14 protein-coding genes are annotated in these 18,956 nt (G+C 59.3%); 7 read left to right on the top strand and 7 right to left on the bottom strand.

Annotated elements, in window-relative coordinates; genetic code table 11:
- Positions 1–178: 178 nt before the first annotated feature.
- From AC2CGQ_RS07520 to adhP, 3 genes are all read left to right on the top strand, one after another.
- A complete protein-coding gene (locus tag AC2CGQ_RS07520) occupies positions 179–964 on the top strand; it encodes a sulfite exporter TauE/SafE family protein (RefSeq protein WP_015377852.1) in 786 nt (261 codons plus the stop codon).
- A gap of 16 nt (positions 965–980) precedes the next feature.
- Positions 981–2,270 (top strand): bifunctional sulfur transferase/dioxygenase Blh, encoded by a 1,290-nt coding sequence (gene blh, locus AC2CGQ_RS07515; RefSeq protein WP_075685352.1) that lies wholly within the window; start codon positions 981–983, stop codon positions 2,268–2,270.
- Between the two features lie 197 nt (positions 2,271–2,467).
- Positions 2,468–3,484, top strand: a complete 1,017-nt coding sequence (gene adhP / locus AC2CGQ_RS07510) for an alcohol dehydrogenase AdhP (protein ID WP_118892049.1) — start codon at positions 2,468–2,470, stop codon at positions 3,482–3,484.
- A gap of 55 nt (positions 3,485–3,539) precedes the next feature.
- Here the strand turns inward: adhP and exaC are convergent, their stop codons facing one another.
- Complete coding sequence (gene exaC / locus AC2CGQ_RS07505; RefSeq protein WP_015377854.1) at positions 3,540–5,060, bottom strand: acetaldehyde dehydrogenase ExaC; 1,521 nt, start codon at positions 5,058–5,060, stop codon at positions 3,540–3,542.
- A gap of 276 nt (positions 5,061–5,336) precedes the next feature.
- Here exaC and AC2CGQ_RS07500 point away from each other — a divergent pair, with 276 nt between their 5' ends.
- The gene (locus AC2CGQ_RS07500) at positions 5,337–7,112 is read left to right on the top strand and encodes a sigma-54-dependent Fis family transcriptional regulator (RefSeq protein ID WP_075685348.1); all 1,776 of its coding nucleotides are present in this window, start codon (positions 5,337–5,339) and stop codon (positions 7,110–7,112) included.
- A gap of 53 nt (positions 7,113–7,165) precedes the next feature.
- Here the strand turns inward: AC2CGQ_RS07500 and AC2CGQ_RS07495 are convergent, their stop codons facing one another.
- Entirely contained in the window at positions 7,166–8,083 is a 918-nt protein-coding gene (locus AC2CGQ_RS07495; RefSeq protein WP_484593546.1) for an ABC transporter substrate-binding protein, read from the bottom strand.
- A gap of 149 nt (positions 8,084–8,232) precedes the next feature.
- On the opposite strand from AC2CGQ_RS07495, the gene AC2CGQ_RS07490 reads away from it, so the two are divergent.
- Positions 8,233–9,429, top strand: coding sequence for an MFS transporter (locus AC2CGQ_RS07490; protein WP_484593545.1), 1,197 nt, complete (start codon positions 8,233–8,235; stop codon positions 9,427–9,429).
- Here AC2CGQ_RS07490 and AC2CGQ_RS07485 read toward each other — a convergent pair.
- Positions 9,426–11,519 carry a putative bifunctional diguanylate cyclase/phosphodiesterase gene (locus tag AC2CGQ_RS07485; protein ID WP_484593544.1) on the bottom strand — a complete coding sequence of 698 codons (2,094 nt, stop codon included), beginning with the start codon at positions 11,517–11,519 and terminating at the stop codon, positions 9,426–9,428. The two genes, AC2CGQ_RS07490 and AC2CGQ_RS07485, sit on opposite strands and share 4 nt — an antisense overlap.
- A 948-nt stretch (positions 11,520–12,467) precedes the next feature.
- Here AC2CGQ_RS07485 and AC2CGQ_RS07480 point away from each other — a divergent pair.
- Positions 12,468–13,907 carry a serralysin family metalloprotease gene (locus AC2CGQ_RS07480; RefSeq protein ID WP_099982543.1) on the top strand — a complete coding sequence of 480 codons (1,440 nt, stop codon included), beginning with the start codon at positions 12,468–12,470 and terminating at the stop codon, positions 13,905–13,907.
- A 98-nt stretch (positions 13,908–14,005) separates the two neighbouring features.
- Positions 14,006–14,320, top strand: coding sequence for an AprI/Inh family metalloprotease inhibitor (locus AC2CGQ_RS07475; RefSeq protein ID WP_099982542.1), 315 nt, complete (start codon positions 14,006–14,008; stop codon positions 14,318–14,320).
- 155 nt (positions 14,321–14,475) lie between these two features.
- Here the strand turns inward: AC2CGQ_RS07475 and pqqF are convergent, their stop codons facing one another.
- From pqqF to pqqC, 4 genes are read right to left on the bottom strand one after another with little or no spacing between them, the layout of a single operon-like run.
- Entirely contained in the window at positions 14,476–16,788 is a 2,313-nt protein-coding gene (pqqF, locus tag AC2CGQ_RS07470; RefSeq protein WP_484593543.1) for a pyrroloquinoline quinone biosynthesis protein PqqF, read from the bottom strand.
- 2 nt (positions 16,789–16,790) lie between these two features.
- The gene (gene pqqE, locus AC2CGQ_RS07465; RefSeq protein ID WP_033634064.1) at positions 16,791–17,927 is read right to left on the bottom strand and encodes a pyrroloquinoline quinone biosynthesis protein PqqE; all 1,137 of its coding nucleotides are present in this window, start codon (positions 17,925–17,927) and stop codon (positions 16,791–16,793) included.
- Positions 17,920–18,198, bottom strand: a complete 279-nt coding sequence (gene pqqD, locus AC2CGQ_RS07460; RefSeq protein ID WP_015376770.1) for a pyrroloquinoline quinone biosynthesis peptide chaperone PqqD — start codon at positions 18,196–18,198, stop codon at positions 17,920–17,922. The genes pqqE and pqqD overlap by 8 nt, the downstream gene beginning before the upstream one ends.
- Positions 18,198–18,953, bottom strand: coding sequence for a pyrroloquinoline-quinone synthase PqqC (pqqC, locus tag AC2CGQ_RS07455; protein ID WP_015376769.1), 756 nt, complete (start codon positions 18,951–18,953; stop codon positions 18,198–18,200). The genes pqqD and pqqC overlap by 1 nt, the downstream gene beginning before the upstream one ends.
- Positions 18,954–18,956: the final 3 nt, after the last annotated feature.

Raw genomic sequence — 18,956 nt, 5'->3', positions numbered from 1 at the left:
CATAAGAAAGTAGGGGGTTGTGGCTCAGATTTAAAGATAATTTATAGAACTTATGGTTATATTAAAATTCGCATATTCGATTTGGATATATGTAATAGCTAAATGTAATAAGTTATTTGACAATCAACGCAAACTGATCGTTAATAAATGCCATAAATATCGAAAGGGAATTAATGCATTGGATTTTTTCCATTTTACTTTTTATACCCTGACGCTGTTGGTGATAACCGGGGGAATAGTCGGATTTCTCCTGGCTCTGACCGGGGGAGGCGGATCCATCGTCTGCGTTCCCTTGCTGCTGTATATGGTGAAAATCCCGGATACGCACTTGGTTATAGGCACCAGTGCCATGTCCGTTGCCATTAGCGCGCTGATCAATCTTTTTGTTCATGCCGCCAAAGGAAACGTCCGGTGGCAAACCGGCGTTACCGTTTCGCTGGTGGCGGTGGTGGGAACGCTGGCGGGCTCTCAGGTGGGAAAAATGACGGACGGGCACCATTTAACCCTGCCTTTCTCTCTGCTGATGCTGGTTGTCGCCGGATTGACGCTGAAAAGAAATCATCGGGCAGGCAACGGATTACCGTCCTCCCATCCGACATTTCATCCCGCCATCGTGTGGCCCAGCGTGCTGGCGCTGGGCGCGGTGGCCGGTTTTTTGGGCATCGGCGGCGGATTTTTGGTGGTGCCGGCGCTGCTCTGGTTCTTCCGCTTTTCGCTGGTTGAAGCGGTGGCGACCTCACTGGTCGTGGTTTCCGCCATGGGATTATCGACAAGCGCAAGCTATGCCATGTCCGGCAAGGTGTCGCTGGTCATTACCTGCTGGCTCATCGTCGGCGGCGTTCTGGGGGGCGTCGTGGGGGTGGCGCTCACCGAGCGCCTGAAAAAACGCGAGGACATTATCCGTGTGCTCTATGCCGGCATGTTGTTGGTGCTGGCCCTTTATATGCTTTTTAAAAGCCTATAAAACAAAAGGAAAAAATATGCACATCCGTACTTACCATCATCAGCTCTCCTTTTCGGGGGCGCCCGCAGCGAATGATTTCGCCATCCTGCATCAACAAGGCTATCGGTTTATCGTCAACAATCGGCCAGATGAAGAGCCGGGCGAGTACCTTAACCATCAACAAGAAAAAGCGTTGGCTGAGCAATGGGGAATGGGCTACGTCTATCTGCCTTACACATTCGACACGTTGACCTGGGAGACCGTTTATATCTTCCATTACCTGTTGCGGCGGGGTGAGAAGACCCTGGCGCATTGCAGGAGCGGAGCGCGTTCTGCCTGCCTTTCCCTGCTGTATGCGCTGCGCGAAGGCCAGATAGACGAAGCGCAATTTCGCAGCCAGTGCGCAGAGTATGGCGCCGATGCCGATAAGGCGCTGGGCTGGTATGGCCGGCATCAGGCCGTTCAGCCTCACGCGCAAGTGCACGCGTTTTATGAGCCGGAAAGCGGCAGCCTGCAGTATGTCGTCGCCGATCCCGCAGCGCGTCGCTGCGCCATCATCGACCCGGTGCTGGATTTTGATCGCCGATCGGGCACGGTCTCGCATCAGCAGGCCCGCACCATTTTAAGCTTTATCCAGCAGCAAGGATGGGGAGTGGCCTGGGTGCTGGATACGCACCCGCATGCCGACCATTTTTCTGCCGCCACCTGGCTGGCGCAGAAAACCGGCGCCCTCACCGGCATAGGCGAAAAAATTACCGCCGTGCAGGGGCTGTGGCAAGACATCTATAATTTGAAAGAATTGCCTCCTGCCGAGACCCTGTGGGATGCGCTGTTTGCGGATGGGGACGTCTTTTTTATCGGCAACCTGCGTGCTGAAGTCTTGCTGTCTCCTGGCCACACCCTGGCGTCCGTCACTTATCACATCGCCGATGCGGCGTTTATTCACGATACGTTTTTCATGCCGGACAGCGGCACCGCAAGGGCCGATTTTCCCGGCGGAAATGCGGAAGCCCTGTGGGATTCGTTGCAGCGGATCTTGAGCCTGCCAGCGGATACCCGCCTGTTTACCGGCCATGATTATCGCCCGGCGGGGCGTGAGGCCCGCTGGGAAAGCACCGTGCGAGAGCAGCGCGAGAACAACCCCTGGGTGGCCAACATGGGTAAAGCCCAATTTATCGCGCAAAGAAAGCAGCGAGACGCCACGTTGCCGCATCCGGAATTGATGCTGATGGCGCTGCAGGTCAATATTCGCGGCGGCGTTCTGCCAGATTGCGAAGATGATGGGCGGCACTACCTCAAAATCCCTGTTAATCGCTTCAAGGGATAAATCAAGCCATGGAGGCGCGATCGTTCACGGCTGCCAACCTCAAGGCGATCGCGCCGTCTGTTAATGGTTTTTTATGAAATAAGCAGACTGATTCATATTTAATTATTTGTTTTTACACAAAACAGGTGGCACTTGCCCTCACCGAATACAGTCACTACATTAACAACTGTACTTCCCACTCTGCTAAGGAAAACACCATGAAAGCTGCCGTAGTGACGAAAAACCATACCGTAGACATTCAGGATAAAGTGCTGCGCCCGCTGAAGCACGGCGAAGCGGCGTTGAAAATGGAGTGTTGCGGGGTGTGCCACACCGATTTGCACGTGAAAAATGGCGATTTCGGTGAGGTGCCGGGCATTACGTTGGGGCATGAGGGCATCGGCGTGGTCTCCGCCGTCGGTGAGGGCGTCACCTCGTTAAAAGTGGGTGACCGCGCCAGCGTCGCCTGGTTTTACCAGGGGTGCGGCCATTGCGAATACTGCGTCAGCGGCAACGAGACCCTGTGCCGCTCGGTGAAAAACGCCGGCTATAGCGTTGACGGCGGCATGGCGGAAGAGTGCATCGTGGTGGCGGACTACGCGGTGAAAGTGCCGGATGGGCTCGATTCTTTCGCCGCCAGCAGCATCACCTGCGCCGGCGTCACCACCTACAAGGCGGTGAAGATTTCCGATATCAAACCGGGGCAGTGGATCGCCATCTACGGCTTGGGCGGGCTGGGCAACCTGGCGCTGCAGTATGCCAAGAACGTGTTTAACGCCAAAGTGATCGCCATCGACGTCAACGACGGTCAGTTGGAGTTCGCCAAACAGATCGGCGCCGATCTGACCATCAACTCCAAAACGCAAAACGCGGAGGAGATCATTCAGCAGCAAACCGGCGGCGCTCACGCGGCGGTGGTGACGGCGGTGGCGAAAGCCGCCTTCAACTCGGCGGTGAATGCGGTGCGCGCCGGCGGTAAAGTGGTGGCCGTGGGGCTGCCGCCGGAGAGCATGGATCTGAGCATTCCGCGCCTGGTGCTGGACGGCATTCAGGTGGTGGGTTCGCTGGTGGGCACACGCGAAGATCTGAAGGAGGCGTTCCAGTTCGCCGCCGAAGGCAAGGTGACGCCGAAAGTGACCAAGCGGCCGCTGGGGGATATCAACGCCATCTTCGACGAGATGAAGGCGGGCACCATTCGCGGTCGCATGGTGATCGATCTCGGCATGACGAAGTAGGCCACGCGAAAAAAGAAGGCCACCTGCGGGTGGCCTTCTTGTCATTACGCCGGATTCAGAACAGGCCCAGCGGCTTGGCGTCGTAGCTGACCAGCAGGTTTTTCACCTGTTGATAGTGCGACAGCGCCGCCTTGTGGGTTTCGCGTCCGATGCCGGAGTTCTTGTAGCCGCCGAACGCGGCGTGCGCCGGGTACAGGTGATAGCAGTTGGTCCACACGCGCCCGGCCTTGATCGCGCGGCCCATGCGGTAAGCGCGGTTGATGTCGCGGGTCCACAGCCCGGCGCCCAGCCCAAACTCGGTGTCGTTGGCCAGCGCCAGGGCTTCGGCCTCATCCTTAAAGGTGGTGACGCCAATCACCGGCCCGAAGATCTCCTCGCGGAAGAAACGCATGCTGTTGTTGCCGGTAATCAGCGTCGGCTGCAGGTAGAAACCGTTTTGCACTTCGTCGCCGCGCTGGGCGGGCTCGCCGCCCGCAACGATTTTGCCTCCCTCGTTTTTAGCGATCTCGATATAGGACAGGATCTTGTCGTACTGCTGTTTTGACGCCTGGGCGCCGATCATGGTCTCGGTGTCGAAGGGATCGCCCTGGCGGATGGTAGCGATACGCGCCAGCACTTTCTCCATAAACTGCGGGTAGATGGATTCCTGGATCAGCGCGCGTGAAGGGCAGGTGCACACCTCCCCCTGGTTGAAGAAGCCCAGCACCAGCCCCTCAACCGCTTTGTCGATAAACTCCGGTTCCGCCTGCATGATGTCTTCAAAATAAATGTTCGGCGATTTTCCGCCCAGCTCGACGGTGCTGGGGATGATGTTCTCCGCCGCACAGGCGAGGATATGGCGGCCGACCGGCGTGGAGCCGGTGAAGGCGATTTTTTCGATGCGTTTGCTGCGCGCCAGCGCTTCGCCGGCCTCGGCGCCGAAACCTTGTACCACGTTGAGCACGCCCGGCGGCAGCAGATCGCCGATCTCTTCCATCAGCACGCTGATGCCGAGCGGCGTTTGTTCCGCCGGTTTCAGCACCACACAGTTACCGCCCGCCAGCGCCGGCGCCAGTTTCCAGGCGGCCATCAGCAGCGGGAAGTTCCACGGAATGATCTGGCCGACCACGCCCAGCGGTTCATAGATATGGTAGGCCACGGTGTTCTGGTCGATCTCCGCCGCGGTGCCTTCCTGCGCGCGCAGGCAACCGGCAAAGTAACGGAAATGGTCGACCGCCAACGGCAGATCGGCATTCAGGGTTTCGCGGATCGGTTTGCCGTTGTCCCAGGTTTCGGTCAGCGCCAGCATCTCCAGCCGCGATTCGATGCGATCGGCGATCGCCAGCAGCACGTTGGAACGCTCCTGCACGCTGGTTTTACCCCAGGCGTCCGCCGCCGCATGCGCCGCGTCAAGCGCCAGCTCGATGTCTTTGGCGTCGGAACGCGGGAATTCGGCGATCGGCTGGCCGGTCACCGGCGAGGTGTTGGTGAAGTAGTTGCCGGATACCGGTTCGACGAATTTGCCGCCAATGTAGTTGCCATAGCGTTTGCGGAACGAAACCAGCGAGCCAGGCAAACCGGGGTGGACATATTTCATGTTAAGCACCTCTCTGCAGATGAAAAGCGGCGCTATTGGGCTGCGCCTGTGAATGCGGCATGTCGCCGCAGCAAAGAGAAGCACGGCGCGTGCCAGATTAGCGACAGAGGTAGCATCCGTAAAAAAAAGAACGAGTTATTAAAACATTAAGCATTGAGAGGGCTGAGAACTTCGGGTGGCGCCGCCGTCGCCGATGATTTTTTGTGTCCCGTGTCGCAACGCCTGATACACATTTATGATACACATTTGCAACACTCGCGAACGGGGGAGAAACGCATGTTGTCTGACGACCGCTTGCCCGCAGAGGGCGCCAGCTTGCTGACCCAGCCGTTGGCGGAATCCTGGCAACGCAGCCAGGGTTATGGCTTGACGCGCACCGATCAACATATCCCGTTTATCAAAGCCGGATTGCTCGAAGAGCTGCGCAGCCGCAACGATTGGGTGCCGCAGCGGGTACAGCCGCTGATCGAGCAGCTGGGCGCGCAAATTACGCGCCAGCCCGCCATTGTGGTGATCGCCGACGCCGACGGGCTGGTGCTGGAAACCCGCGGCAATACCGACTTTCTGCATAAGGCGTCGCGCTTTGCGCTGGCGCCGGGCAACCAGTGGGGAGAAGCGGAGCGGGGCACCAACGCCATCGGCACCGCGCTGGCGCTGGGCGCGTTCTGCGAAGTGCGCGGCGACCAGCATTTTCTCAACCAAAATGCCGGATTGAACTGCACCGCCGCACCGATCTATCGGCCGGATGGCCGCATTGCCGGCATACTGGATCTCTCCGCACCCGCGCAGCGCCCGTACCGCGATGCACAGCGCCTGATCATGCAGGCGGTGCGGCATATCGAACACCGCTGGGTCAGAAGCGCGATCGCCGACCGCCACTGGACGCTGCGTCTGCACGCCGATGCCCGCTGCCTGGGCAGCGCGCAAGAGCTGCTGCTGGTGTTTCACGACGAAGTGCTGATCGCCGCCAATCGACTGGCGATGATGGAGTTCCAGCTCTCGTCGGCCTCATTCGGCTCCGTTGAGTTCACCCAGCTGTTTCCCGACCTGTTGCGACAGCCTTCCGGGGCACCGCGCCAGACGCTGGCCGGCAATCAACAGCACTATTATTCGTTGCTTGAGGCGCCGCAGCGCCGCGTCAGCGCTCTGCGTTCTGCGCCGCCGGCGGAACGGCACGACGAGCAGCATCAGAAAGCGCTGCGCATTCTCAACGCCGGCCTTTCGCTGTGCGTGACCGGCGAAACCGGCTGCGGTAAAGAGCATTTCAGCCGCCGCCTGTTTCAAGAGAGCCGCTGGCGCAACGGCAACTTCGTGGCGATCAACTGCGCGGCGCTGCCTGAGCCGCTGATCGAATCCGAACTGTTTGGCTATGCGCCGGGGGCGTTTACCGGCGCCAATCCGAAAGGCTACATCGGCAAGATCCGCGAGGCGGACGGCGGCGTGCTGTTTCTCGATGAAATCGGCGACATGCCGGCGGGTCTGCAAACGCGCCTGCTGCGGGTATTACAGGAAAAAACGGTCACCCCGCTCGGCAGCCGCAGCGCTTATCCGGTCGAGTTCGCGCTGGTCTGCGCCACGCACCACGATCTGCATCGGCAGGTAGAGGCGGGGGCGTTTCGCGAGGATTTGCTGTACCGCATACAGGAATACAGCCTGCGCATTCCGCCGCTCAGAGAGCGGGCGCAGCTGGAAGCCTTCATTTTGCAGCTGTGGCGAGAGCTGGGCGGCGAGCGGCGCGACATTCGTCTGTTGCCGGAGGCGCTGGCGATGCTGGCGCGCTATCCGTGGCCCGGCAACGTGCGGCAACTGTTGAGCACGCTCAAGGTGCTGCTGGCGCTGGCGGACGATCATGCGGTGCTTACCCTGGACGATCTTCCTCAGTCCATCGCGGTGCTGGCGCCGCGGCAAGAGAACGCCGATACCGATCTGGGGGCGCTGCAGGCGGCGATCGACAGGGCGGGCGGCAATCTCAGCCGGGCGGCGAAGGCGCTCGGCGTTTCACGCAGCACGCTGTACCGCAAGCTGGGGAGGCAGAAAACGGCGGCGGAATAAGGCGGCGCGATTGAGCGGCGATAAAGCCCCGCTGCGCGGGGCCTGTTGCTCTCTCAATCCCCCAGCCCCGGCGGGTTAATCTCGGAATGGGCAATCTTCTCGTCGCTCTCCGCCCAGCGATCCAGCACCTGCAGATAGCTGCCGTTGGCGATGGCGCTGTTGAGCGAAGCCTGCACCGCGTCCACCAGGCCGTTGCCTTTCTTCAGCGTGACGGCGATGTTGGCGGTCTTCGGCCAGCCGCCGGGCACGATGCCCACCAGCCGGGTTTTGCCGGTCAGCCGCGCCTGATAAGCGCCGGAAACGTTGGGCCCGAAGGTGGCGTCGGCGCGGCCGGACTGAATAGCCAGCGTGGAGGCGGCCTTGTCGGTGACATACACCGGCTGCAGCGGCGCGAGCCCCTTGGCGCGGTTCTCTTTGTCCCAGGCCAGCAACACCGCTTCCTGATTGGTGCCGGAGTCGACGATGATCTTTTTACCGGCGATATCCGGCGCGGTTTTGATCTGGGTGATTTTACTGTCGGATTTGACGTAGAAACCCAGCGTATCCTGCCGATAGGTGGCGAAATCGAATTTGGTCTTGCGTTCGTTGGTCACGGTGATGTTGTAAACCGCAGCGTCATATTTGCCGGAGGCCACCCCCAGCGGCCAGTCTTCCCACGAGGTGGGCACCAGCTTGAGTTTTAACCCCAAACCGTCGGCCACCAGGCGCGCAATGTCCGCCTCGCTGCCAATCACCGTTTTATTGTCGCGGGCGTACAGGCCGAACGGCGTGCCGCTGCCCAGCAGAGAAATGGCGACCGTCAGCGTGCCGGGTTCCACGAACCGGAAGCCGGCGGGGATTTTGGCCACGGCTTCGGCGCTCTTCACCGTGTGGATCGGCGTTTCGTTGGCGACGAGATCCACGCCTGGTGCGGCGGCGGCGGAAAAACTCAGCAGCGCCGCAATCACTATCATCTTTTTGCTATATATCATTATGTTAATTACCTTCATTATTATGGGTGTCACACGGTCGTTGCACTATCTCTAAAGGCGGCAGATCTGTGAACGAACAAAATCAACTAACCAATCTTGGAAAAATCATGAGGCGCCTCTGGCGGCGCTGAATCGATCGAGGATGCACCATGTCGTCGCGTTTCGCTACGTTGGGCCGCATACCGCGCGGCGTGTGGGTATTGGGTGGCGTGAGCCTGCTGATGGACGTTTCCTCGGAGATGATCCATAGCCTGTTGCCGCTGTTTATGGCGACGACGCTCGGTGCCAGCGTGATCGTCATCGGGTTGATCGAAGGGCTGGCGGAGGCGACGGCGTTGATCGTCAAGGTGTTCTCCGGCGTGCTCAGCGATTACCTCGGCAAACGCAAGGGGCTGGCGCTGCTGGGCTACGGGCTGGGCGCCATCAGCAAACCGTTTTTCGCCATCGCGTCGTCGTCCGGCATGGTGATGAGCGCGCGCCTGCTGGATCGCGTGGGCAAAGGCATCCGCGGGGCGCCGCGCGATGCCCTGGTGGCCGACGTGACGCCGCCGGAGATCCGCGGCGCGGCTTTCGGGCTACGCCAGTCGCTGGATACCGTCGGTGCCTTTTTAGGGCCGCTGCTGGCCGTCGGCCTGATGCTGCTGTGGCACAACGATTTTCGCGCCATCTTCTGGGTGGCGGCGATCCCGGCGGCGCTGGCGATTGCGCTGCTGTTTTTCGGCCTGAAAGAGCCGGCCACCGCGATAATCCACAAGCGCACCAACCCGATCACCCGCGCCAACCTGCGGCTGCTGGGGCGCAGCTATTGGTGGGTGGTGAGCATCGGCGCGATCTTTACGCTGGCGCGTTTCAGTGAAGCGTTCCTGGTGTTGAAGGCGCAGCAGGGCGGCACGCCGCTGGCGCTGATCCCGCTGGTGATGGTCGCCATGAATCTGGTCTACGCCTGTTCGGCCTATCCGTTCGGTAAATTGTCCGACCGCATGAGCCATGAAGGATTGCTGAAAGCCGGGCTGCTGGTGCTGATCGCCGCCGATCTGGTATTGGCGCTGAGCGATCATTGGGGCGGGGTGCTGTTTGGCGTGGCGCTGTGGGGCGTGCACATGGGCATGACGCAGGGACTGTTGGCGGCGATGGTGGCGCACACTGCGCCGGCGCACCTGCGCGGCACCGCGTTCGGCATGTTCAATCTGATCGGTGGCGTGGCATTGCTGCTGGCGAGTCTCTGCGCCGGAACCCTGTGGGAACTGTTCGGTTCCGCCTCCACCTTTTACGCCGGGGCGATCATCTGCGTGGTGACGCTGGTCGGCATGAAGCTGGCGCCGTTCGGCGAACGGCAGGGCGCTTAGCGGCCCTCGACAAACTGCGGCATAGCCTGCAGCAACTCGGGCACCTGCTGGGACTCCACCGCCGGGCTGAACAGAAAACCCTGGCCGATATGGAAACCGGCTTCGCACAGCGTTTGGCGCTGCTGCTCGGTTTCTACGCCTTCGGCGATGATATCGATCGACAGTTTTTGACCGAGAATGCCGATGCTTTCCACGATCGCCAGGATCGCCGGTTCGGTGTTCATGCGTTGAATAAAGTCGCAGTCCAGTTTAATGCAGTCCAGCGGGTAATCCATGATATGGCTGAATGAGGAGTGGCCGGTGCCAAAGTCGTCCAGCGCGATGCGGATACCCATCTCTTTGAGCATTTGCAGCGCGCGCAGTACGTATTTCGAACCGTGCTTGTTGAACGCGTGTTCGGTCACTTCCAGTTCGATCAGGTGATGGGGAATGTGGAACTTCAGCAGACGTTGCAGGAAGGTTTCGGCGTAGTTGTCGCGTAAAAACTCGATCGGCGACACATTCAGCGAAATAGGCCGTACCGCCACGCCGGCCGCGCGCCAGCGGGCGATATCGGCGAAGACTTTCAGCTGCATGGCTTCGCTGATCTTGGTTGCCAATTCGTAGTCGTTGAACGCCTCGCTTACCGTCGCCGGCAGCTGTACGCCGTTTTGCGGGCAGTGCCAGCGCAGCAGCGCTTCAAAGCCGACAATGCTGCCGTCGATCAGGCAGACTTTCGGTTGGTAGCTGGGGCGGATGCAGTTGTCGCGTACGATCTGGCGCGCGTAGTTGAGCTGGCTGGCGCGGGCGCGGGCTTTGTCCATCATCTTGCGATCGAACATGTAGACGCCGCCGCGGCCGCCGTCTTTCAGTTCATACAGCGCGGTATCGGCACATTTCATCAGCTCCGAAGCGTCGCGAGCGTCTTTGGGATAGATGGCGCCGCCGATGCTCATGCCGCAATGCAGCGTCTTGCCGCCGTGGGTGATCGGCGTCTCCAACTGCAGCAGAAACTTGTTGGCGATGCGGAAAATATCCTGCTCGTTTTCGACATCGCTGATCACCACGGCGAACTCGTCGCCGCCGAGGCGGGAGACGAACGAATGCGCATTCATGCAGGCGCTGAGCCTTTTACCCAAGATCCGCAGCAGATGGTCGCCCGCCGCGTGGCCCAGCGTGTCGTTCACCAGCTTGAAGTGGTCAAGATCCAGCAGCATCAGCCCAAGCGACTTTTTGCCGTGCAGGGCGCGTTTCATCTCTTGCTTCAGCTTTTTCTTGAATAAGCGCCGGTTGGGCAGGCCGGTCAATTCGTCATATTCGCTGGCGAGCAACAGACGTTGTTCCATCACGCGTTGCGACGTCACGTCGCGCGAGACGCACAAGATCTCGGCCACGGCGCCGTGTTCATCGCTGACCGGTGTGAGAATGTTGTCCCAGTGCTGTTTTTTACCCTGCGGCGTCACGCTCAATCCGGTGAAGCGCGCATTTTTTCCGGCTCTGACGTTGCGTAGCGCCTTGCTGCCGCGGCGACGGATCTCGGGGGACAGCAGCCCCAGCCAGGGCATGCCAAACTCTTTTTGCGCCGGATCAAGACCGAGCGCCAGGCTGCCGGAGCGATTCATGTGGCGCAGCGTGCCGTCGTGATTGATCACTTTGATGCAGTCGACGCTGGCGTCCAGCATGTCTTGCTGGATAGAGAGCGCCTGAACGTTTTGCTGGCGTTGCAGCATTTGCGGATGGATGTCGGTGGCGGTGAGGTACCAGCTGGGCTCCTGCGCCATGCCGTCCTGACGGGCGTTAAACGCCAGCATAAACCACCGGTAGGCGCCGCTGCGCTCGCGCAGACGGGCTTCGCCGGCGAACGAGGAGAGGGCAACGATCGCCTGGCGCCATTGCGCGGCCAGGCGATCGCGGTCGTCGGGATGCAGTGCATCGAGCCAGTCTGCGGCGGCGTGCTCACCGGCGATGGCGCCGGTATAGTCGCGCCACTGCTTATTGAAGTAACCGCCAAGGCGGTTGCCGAAGCAAATCAGACCCGGCAAGTCGTCTACGATTTCGCTATAGAGATCAATCGGATTTTTGTTATTACTCTGCTTGGGCAACAGGGTCATGCGGTATTTCCTCGGAAAATTACCCATATTCTTGCTCTATAGCAGAGCCTCTTTCAATATAGTCATTGCCAATGAAAATGGGAATAGCCAGCGGGCGCGGCTAAGAACCAGCCTGGTAGCATGAAATAGATTACGCAAGAACGCATTAGGAATACTCCTGTTATTTATAAGCCCCTCTTATATTGCATCGAAAAATAAGTGCTCCGACCACGATGTTTTACTGTCTGAAAAAGTAATCAATATTGATGTTTCAATGTGGCGAAATGTTTAGCTGCCATGCTGTTGTTGCGCTCGGCATTTTGCTTGCGCTATGCACCAATGCTGAAGAAATCCTCGCTTATGGCGGTGATGCTCACCATTTCATGCACGTTTTAACAGGCGCCAAAGCACGGTTCCCGGGCGATGACGAGAAAAGTGATGATATAAATCAAGAAATGTTTTGTTTCATCTGTTGACACTTTGCTGACGTGTGAGATAGCCTCGCGAATGATAATCATTAGCAAAACTGGATGGTGTCGCAAATGCATTCACGTAATGATCCCCAGGTAGCGGTTCGGATGACAGGCAACGTTCATAACACGAGACCACGTCTGCTGTGGTCTCTGGCAACGAGACAATGTATCGAACGGCCGCTGTCATCAAGCCTCTTGGGCGGCATCTTCACTTAGCCTCAACCAGCAGATCTCGGTATTAAGCCATGGCCGGATCAAGGCGGTCTATTATTTCCACGCATTTTTCGCGGATATATCGCGATCTCACGGAGTTGCATACGTTCTCAATCATGGGTAAGGAGGCCTCGGGCGGTTAAAATTAAATTTACTCTCTGGGTGTAAAGGAATTGGCAAAAAGAATGGGGCGTATCGGGTTATCGCTATTCTCAGGACTTTGATTAACCCCAAGAGACATTTCGGATGTCATATTAATACTAGCTTCTTTGTGGAGAAAGCTATGGGTAATACCATGAATGGAAACAAAACAGGTTGGGACAGTGTTAACGATCTTATTCACTACCATGAGCGCGGGAATGGTTTGACGATCAATAATAAACCGTCCTATGACATAAATGATGCGGGGTTGCAGATAGCGCGCAGCGATAAAACCTGGAATGGCGTTCACGTCACGGGCAAAGATGCGACGGTGACCTATTCCTTCCCGGATTGGGAATATAACGAACTGAACCTGGGCCACCGCTCCTCAGAACGCGATACGGGGCTAAGTGCGTTCACGCAACATCAACAAGAACAGGCGAAGTTATCTTTGCAATCCTGGGCCGATGTTGCCAACCTAAAGTTTGTCAAAGTGGCATCGGATCAACCTTCCAATATTACTTTTGGGAATTATGAGGGGAAAGGGCAAGCGTATGCCTTGAAACCATTCTCATATAATGGCAATGACTACAGAGGATACAATTCTGATGGGCAAAGTTGGTATAATATTAAGAACCATTCTGAAAACTTGCACCCTGAGCTGGGTAATTACGGCCGTTTAACCATTACCCACGAAGTTGGCCATACTCTCGGGTTAGATCATCCGGGAACGTATAATGCGGGGCAAGGAAGCCCAAATTATACCAAGGCAGTTTACGCCGAAGATACCCGGCAGTTTAGCGTAATGAGTTACTGGAATGAATCCATTACCGATGCGGATCATGGCCACTACTATGCCGCTGCACCGTTGGTTGATGATATCGCGGCCATCCAACATCTTTACGGTGCCAACATGACCACCCGAACCGGCGACACCGTTTACGGGTTTAATTCAAATACAGACCGAGACTTCTATACACTCAAGGGCAGCCACGACAAGCTGGTGATGTCTGTCTGGGATGCAGGTGGTAATGATACCCTTGATTTCTCGGGGTATAGCCAAAATCAACGTATCAACTTGAACGAAGGCGCTTTCTCCGACGTCGGGGGATTAAAAGGGAATGTTTCCATCGCTGCCGGTGTCACCATCGAAAACGCGATAGGGGGCTCAGGTAATGACATCATCGTTGGGAATCACGCAGACAATACGCTCAAAGGCGGCGCCGGCAATGATGTTATTTACGGCGGGGCTGGTCAGGATCAATTATGGGGAGGAGACGGTAATGACATTTTTGTCTTCTCTGATCTTAATGACTCGCCTGTTCAGGCACCTGATACAATTTGGGACTTTGAGTCAGGCAAGGACAAGATCGATCTGTCCTTCTTCAACCAAGGCGATAAAGGCAGTGATTTCATTCAGTTCGTCGATCATTTCAGCGGGCAGGCCGGTGAGGCGCTATTGTCCTATGATAGCCAGAACAATCTGAGTGAATTGGCCTTCAACATCCAGGGCGGTGCAAATCCAGACTTCCTGGTGCACATCGTTGGACAGGCTGACGTCGCTGTTGATTTTATCGTTTAAAATGGCAACGGTGGGCGATGATGCCCACCGTTTCACATGGGCCACCTATGTATAAATTTATTCTTGTCGGAATAATATTCTTGTTTTCAGGAGTCTCTATGGCAAGCAGCCTGGTTTTACCTTCCGCCGAAACGCTATCCGGGCAGTGGACGGTCAGTGATAAATCAAAATCTTGTGTTGTGCAGCTCAACACGGAGAGTGTGGAATCGGCCGGCGGCTATAGTCTGAAATTCTTGTCTGATTGCACGCCCGACGTATTGCCGCAAGAGCCTGCCGCATGGCGTCCCGCCCCCGATGGCATTGCGCTGTTGGACAAGGATGGGCTAACCGTACTTTTCTTCTCTCAGGAAGACGATCATTACCGTAGTCAAATCTGGGCTGAGACAGGGAAGATCTTGAAGAGAAATAACTAGCCAACAACGCCTTCTTATCCCTCGGCCTCGGCCGGCGCTTCTGAACGCGGTCATCAGGTTTCACGTCGCTCCGCTCACGATTTTCTGAGATATCGTTCCCTTGGTTATTCGTTGTCTTGCTGCGTTTATTGCGTCGGGTGGACACCGGCGCAATATCAGCCGGCAACGAACAGCCGCTGCTGCCAGTACAACAGTTGTGTCAGCGTGATTGGCGCAGCGGCAGCAATGGTCGCGCGATTTTCCAACGCAATCTCCCGCGCGCGTTGCAACGGCTCGGCGCTGAGGCGTTGCAAGTTTTGTTGCAGCGCCTGCTGTGTTTGCTCCAGCTCACCAACGCTAACGTGCGTCAGCTCATGATGCATCTGCTGCAAGAATTCGTCGGTTAACTGCCGCAGCTGTTCCGCGGTGAACGTCGGGGATTGCAGCGCGAACAGCAGGCCTTCGACATGGGTGCAGCGGTGGAAGGCACATTGCACCACGTAGCCCACGTTGCGTTCCACGCGCAGCCGCTGAAAATAGCGCGGCGCGTAAAGCCGGGCCAGCACGCGCAGCGCCCAGCGGCCTTCGGCTTCATCGCTTTGCAGCGGGTAAAACTGCAGCAAGGCGTGTTCGGCGCCGCTTTCCGTCAGCGTGACAGGAGGATGTAAACGCGGCGGCGTTTGCGGCTCAGCCGTTATGGCGTAGGGGAAGTCATACAGCAAATGTGACAGCCGCCGTTTTAACTCGACATCGCCGCCGACCAGGGTGGCATGCCAGTATGGCGCGGTTGCCGTAGAGACGTTCAACGCCGCCGGCAATTGGGCTAACAGGCGGCGAATGGCGATATCGTTTTGTTGTTTTAACTGCGCGTGGCGCAGGTTTCTCGCCGCTTCGTTGATGATGGCCGGCGGCTGCGCCGCCAGGGCCCGGTTCACGACGTTCAGGCCGTGGCAGATCAGCCCGTGGCTGCCCGCCAGCTGCAGCAGCCACACACCCTGGTGGCGTTCGACGCTTAAATGTCCCTCCCGATGCGCTAACTCGGCCGCTCCGGGGCGCAATGCCGCCTGCAAACCACAGGCCTGTTCTTCGCTGAGTGAGCCATGCGACGATGGGCGCAGCAACAGCACCGGCTGCGCCTCGCCGGAACGTAGATGCTGCAGCGGCGCCTGGCCGGCCGGCAAGGGCGGTATCGGCAGCGCCGCCGAAGCGGAGAAAAAGCGGAAAGGCTCCGCTGTAGGCGTCAGCGCGGCGCCGACGAAGGGGCCAAGGGTCAGCGGCAGCCCTTGGATTTCGCGCGTTTCACCGCCCCCCTCGGGCAGCACGGCCAGGCGGCGGCGCGGCGCTGCCATCAGCATAGCGAGTTGCCGTGTCCAGTCGTCATGCTGTTCCGTCGGCGGCAGCCCCAATGCCCTGGCCCGCAGCTGATCGAGCGGCGCCAAACGGTGAAAATCGCGGTTCGCCAGTTGCCCGAAATGCTCGAGCTGGCCCGGTGTCAGCGCGTTCAGGGCCTGCAGCCATGCTAGCAAGGCGCTTTCGATATGGGCGGCCTCAGACGCCGAGCCGTGATTGACGGTGAAAATAAAACTCAGCAGGGCGCTGTTTTCGCCGCAGCGGGCATAATCCAGACGAACGGCGTCACCCCACGCGTGCGCGCGCAGCCGTGCCAGCAGCCCGCCTGGGGCATCGTCCAGCAATAAACGCTCAAGCCGTCGCAGCCAGCCGCGTGAACGGCAGTGCGGCAGGGCAAACACCAGCCGCAGCTGCGGCGCGCCGGGAAGAGACAGCGTGTAATCTTGTCCGGCGGCCAGCGGCGGCAATGTCTCGGGCGGCGTGGCGCTGCCCGACGGCAAGCCGCCACCGTAGCGCTGTGCCAGCGCATGCAGCTGCTCGAGCGATTGCGGGCCTTGCAGCCACAGCGTCATGTTCGGTGCGCGGTAATAGTGGTGGTGAAACTGCCGCAACGCCTGCTGCAATGCGGAAATATCGCTGCCGAAAGCGGCGCGGCTGCCGATATGAAAGCGATGCAGCGCGTCAAATCCGCTGAACATCTGCCGCTGCGCCGCTTCGCAGCGGGTTTCACCGTCGGCGCGCAGCAGGCGGTATTCGGCGTCGATGACCTCGATCTCCTGGGCGATTGCCTCAGCCGCCAGCTGCGGGGCGGCGAGCATATCGCTCAGCCGAGCCAACCCCTCCGCCAGAGGGGCAGCGCCCACTTCAAAGAAAAACGCGGTTTGCGTGGCCTGGGTGGTGGCGTTTAGCCGGCCGCCGGCCGCCTGCGTCCAGCCCATCAGCCCATCTTGCGCGCTGAAGTTCGCGCTGCCGCGAAACAGCATATGCTCCAGCAGATGCGCCAGGCCGGGCCAGGCGGCAGGCGCCTGAAAGCTGCCCGCTTCGATGCACACCAGTGCGGCGGCGCCCTCAGCGGCCGGGGTGCTTATCGCCCTGACGGCCAAACCGTTATCGAGCTGCCACGAAGCGGCGAGTGTCATCGTCAGCCCTTGAAGATCAGTCGGGAGTTGGTCTGATTGCGAAAGCGCAGCTGATCGATACCGATCTGCGAGCGATTCGCCGCTTCACGCGCCGCCAGAATGGTGCCGTGATGCGGCGATTTGCCGCACACCGGGTCGGCGTTGTCGGCGTTGCCGGTCAGCATGAACGCCTGGCAGCGGCAGCCGCCGTAGTCTTGCTCTTTCTCCGAACAGGACCGGCAGGGCTCCGGCATCCAGTCATAGCCGCGATAGCGGTTAAAGCCGAAGGAGTGGTACCAGATATGCTGCAGATCGTGCTCCAGCACCGACGGAAACGTAATCGGTAACTGACGGGCGCTGTGGCAGGGTAACGCCATGCCTTCCGGCGTCACGCTCATGAAGATGGCGCCCCAACCGCCCATGCAGCCTTTAGGCCGCTCCTCGTAGTAATCCGGCGTGACGAACAGCAGGTTGGCCAGTTTGCCGTCGGCGGCCATGCGCTCGCGATAGCGTTTCACCACCGCTTCTGCCTCGGCGATCTGTTCGCGGGTCGGCAGCAGCCCTTCGCGGTTCAGGTGCGCCCAGCCGTAGAACTGGCAGGTCGCCAGCTCGACGTCGTCGGCATCCAGCTGGATCGCCAGTTCGATGATGCGGTCGATCTGGCCAATATTATGGCGATGCAACACGAAGTTGAGCACCATCGGATAGCCGAGCGCCTTGACTGCCCTGGCCATCGCCAGCTTCTGCTGAAACGCCCTGGCGGAGCCCGCCAGCGCGGCGTTCAACGTTTCGTCGCTGGCCTGAAAACTGATCTGAATATGATCCAGCCCGGCGTCGGCGAAGGTTTGCAGTTTCTTCTCGGTCAGGCCGATGCCGGAGGTGATCAGGTTGGTGTAAAACCCGAGATCGCGCGCGGCGGCGATCAGCTCGGGCAGGTCTTTACGCACCAGCGGCTCGCCGCCGGAGAAGCCGAGCTGCACGCTGCCCATCGCCCGCGCCTGGCGAAACACCTCGATCCACTGCGCGGTGGTCAGCTCTTTTTCCTGCGCGGCAAAATCGAGCGGGTTGGAGCAGTACGGACACTGCAGCGGGCAGCGGTAGGTCAGCTCCGCCAGCAGCCAGAGGGGCGGATTCACCGCCGGCGCACGTGGTTCAGTCACGGAAGGTCACCCATTTTTGTTCGTAGGCGCGCTGGAAAAACTCCAGCACGTCGTCCGCCAACCCGTCGGCGCCGGGGAAGCGGGCGTTCAGCTGCGCGATGATGCCATTCAGCGTGGTGTTGCCGTCGACCAGCTGCAAGATGGCGGCGGCGCTGTCGTTCAGCTTGGCCATGCCTTCCGGGTAGAGGATCACGTGGCTGTTTTGCACCGGCTCCCATTGCAGGCGGTAGCCACGGCGGAATACCGGGGTATGTTCAGGGTTCAGCGTCATTACACCAGCCTCTGGTTGTGCCAGACCCGCGCGGCGGTCACGCTGTGGTAAGGCGGGCGGTTCAGGGTGTAGGCCATGCTCATGGCGTCCAGCATGCTCCACAGAATGTCCAGCTTGAACTGCAGGATTTCCAGCATGCGCTGCTGTTTTTCTACGGTGTCGCAATAGTCCAGCGCCAGCGCCAGGCCGTGTTCCACGTCGCGGTTGGCCTGGCCGAGGCGGCTGCGGAAATAGTCGTAACCGGCGGCGTCGATCCACGGGTAGTGTTGCGGCCAGCTGTCGAGGCGCGACTGGTGGATCTGCGGCGCGAACAGTTCGGTCAGCGAGCTGCAAGCGGCTTCCTGCCAGCAGGCGCGGCGCGCGAAGTTGACGTAGGCGTCCACCGCAAAGCGCACGCCGGGCAGCACCAGCTGTTCAGAAAGCAGGGCGTCGCGCTGCAGGCCGACGGCCTCGCCGAGGCGCAGCCAGGCCTCGATGCCGCCTTCGCTGCCGCCGTAGCCGTCGTGATCCAGAATGCGCTGCACCCATTTGCGGCGGGTGTCCGGCTGCGGGCAGTTGGCCATGATCGCCGCATCCTTGATCGGAATGCTGGTCTGGTAGTAGAAGCGGTTGGCCACCCAGCCCTGGATCTGCTCACGCGTCGCTTCGCCGTTGTGCATTGCGATGTGATACGGGTGGTGGATGTGGTAATAAGCGCCTTTGGCGCGCAGCGCCGCTTCAAATGCCTGCGGCGTCAGGGGGCGTGGTTGCGTCATGGC

The sequence above is a fragment of the Serratia sp. DFXYC6 genome (genome assembly GCF_057196085.1).
Note: the sequence above shows the minus strand (reverse complement) of the source record. Positions and strands in the feature narration are given on the sequence as shown.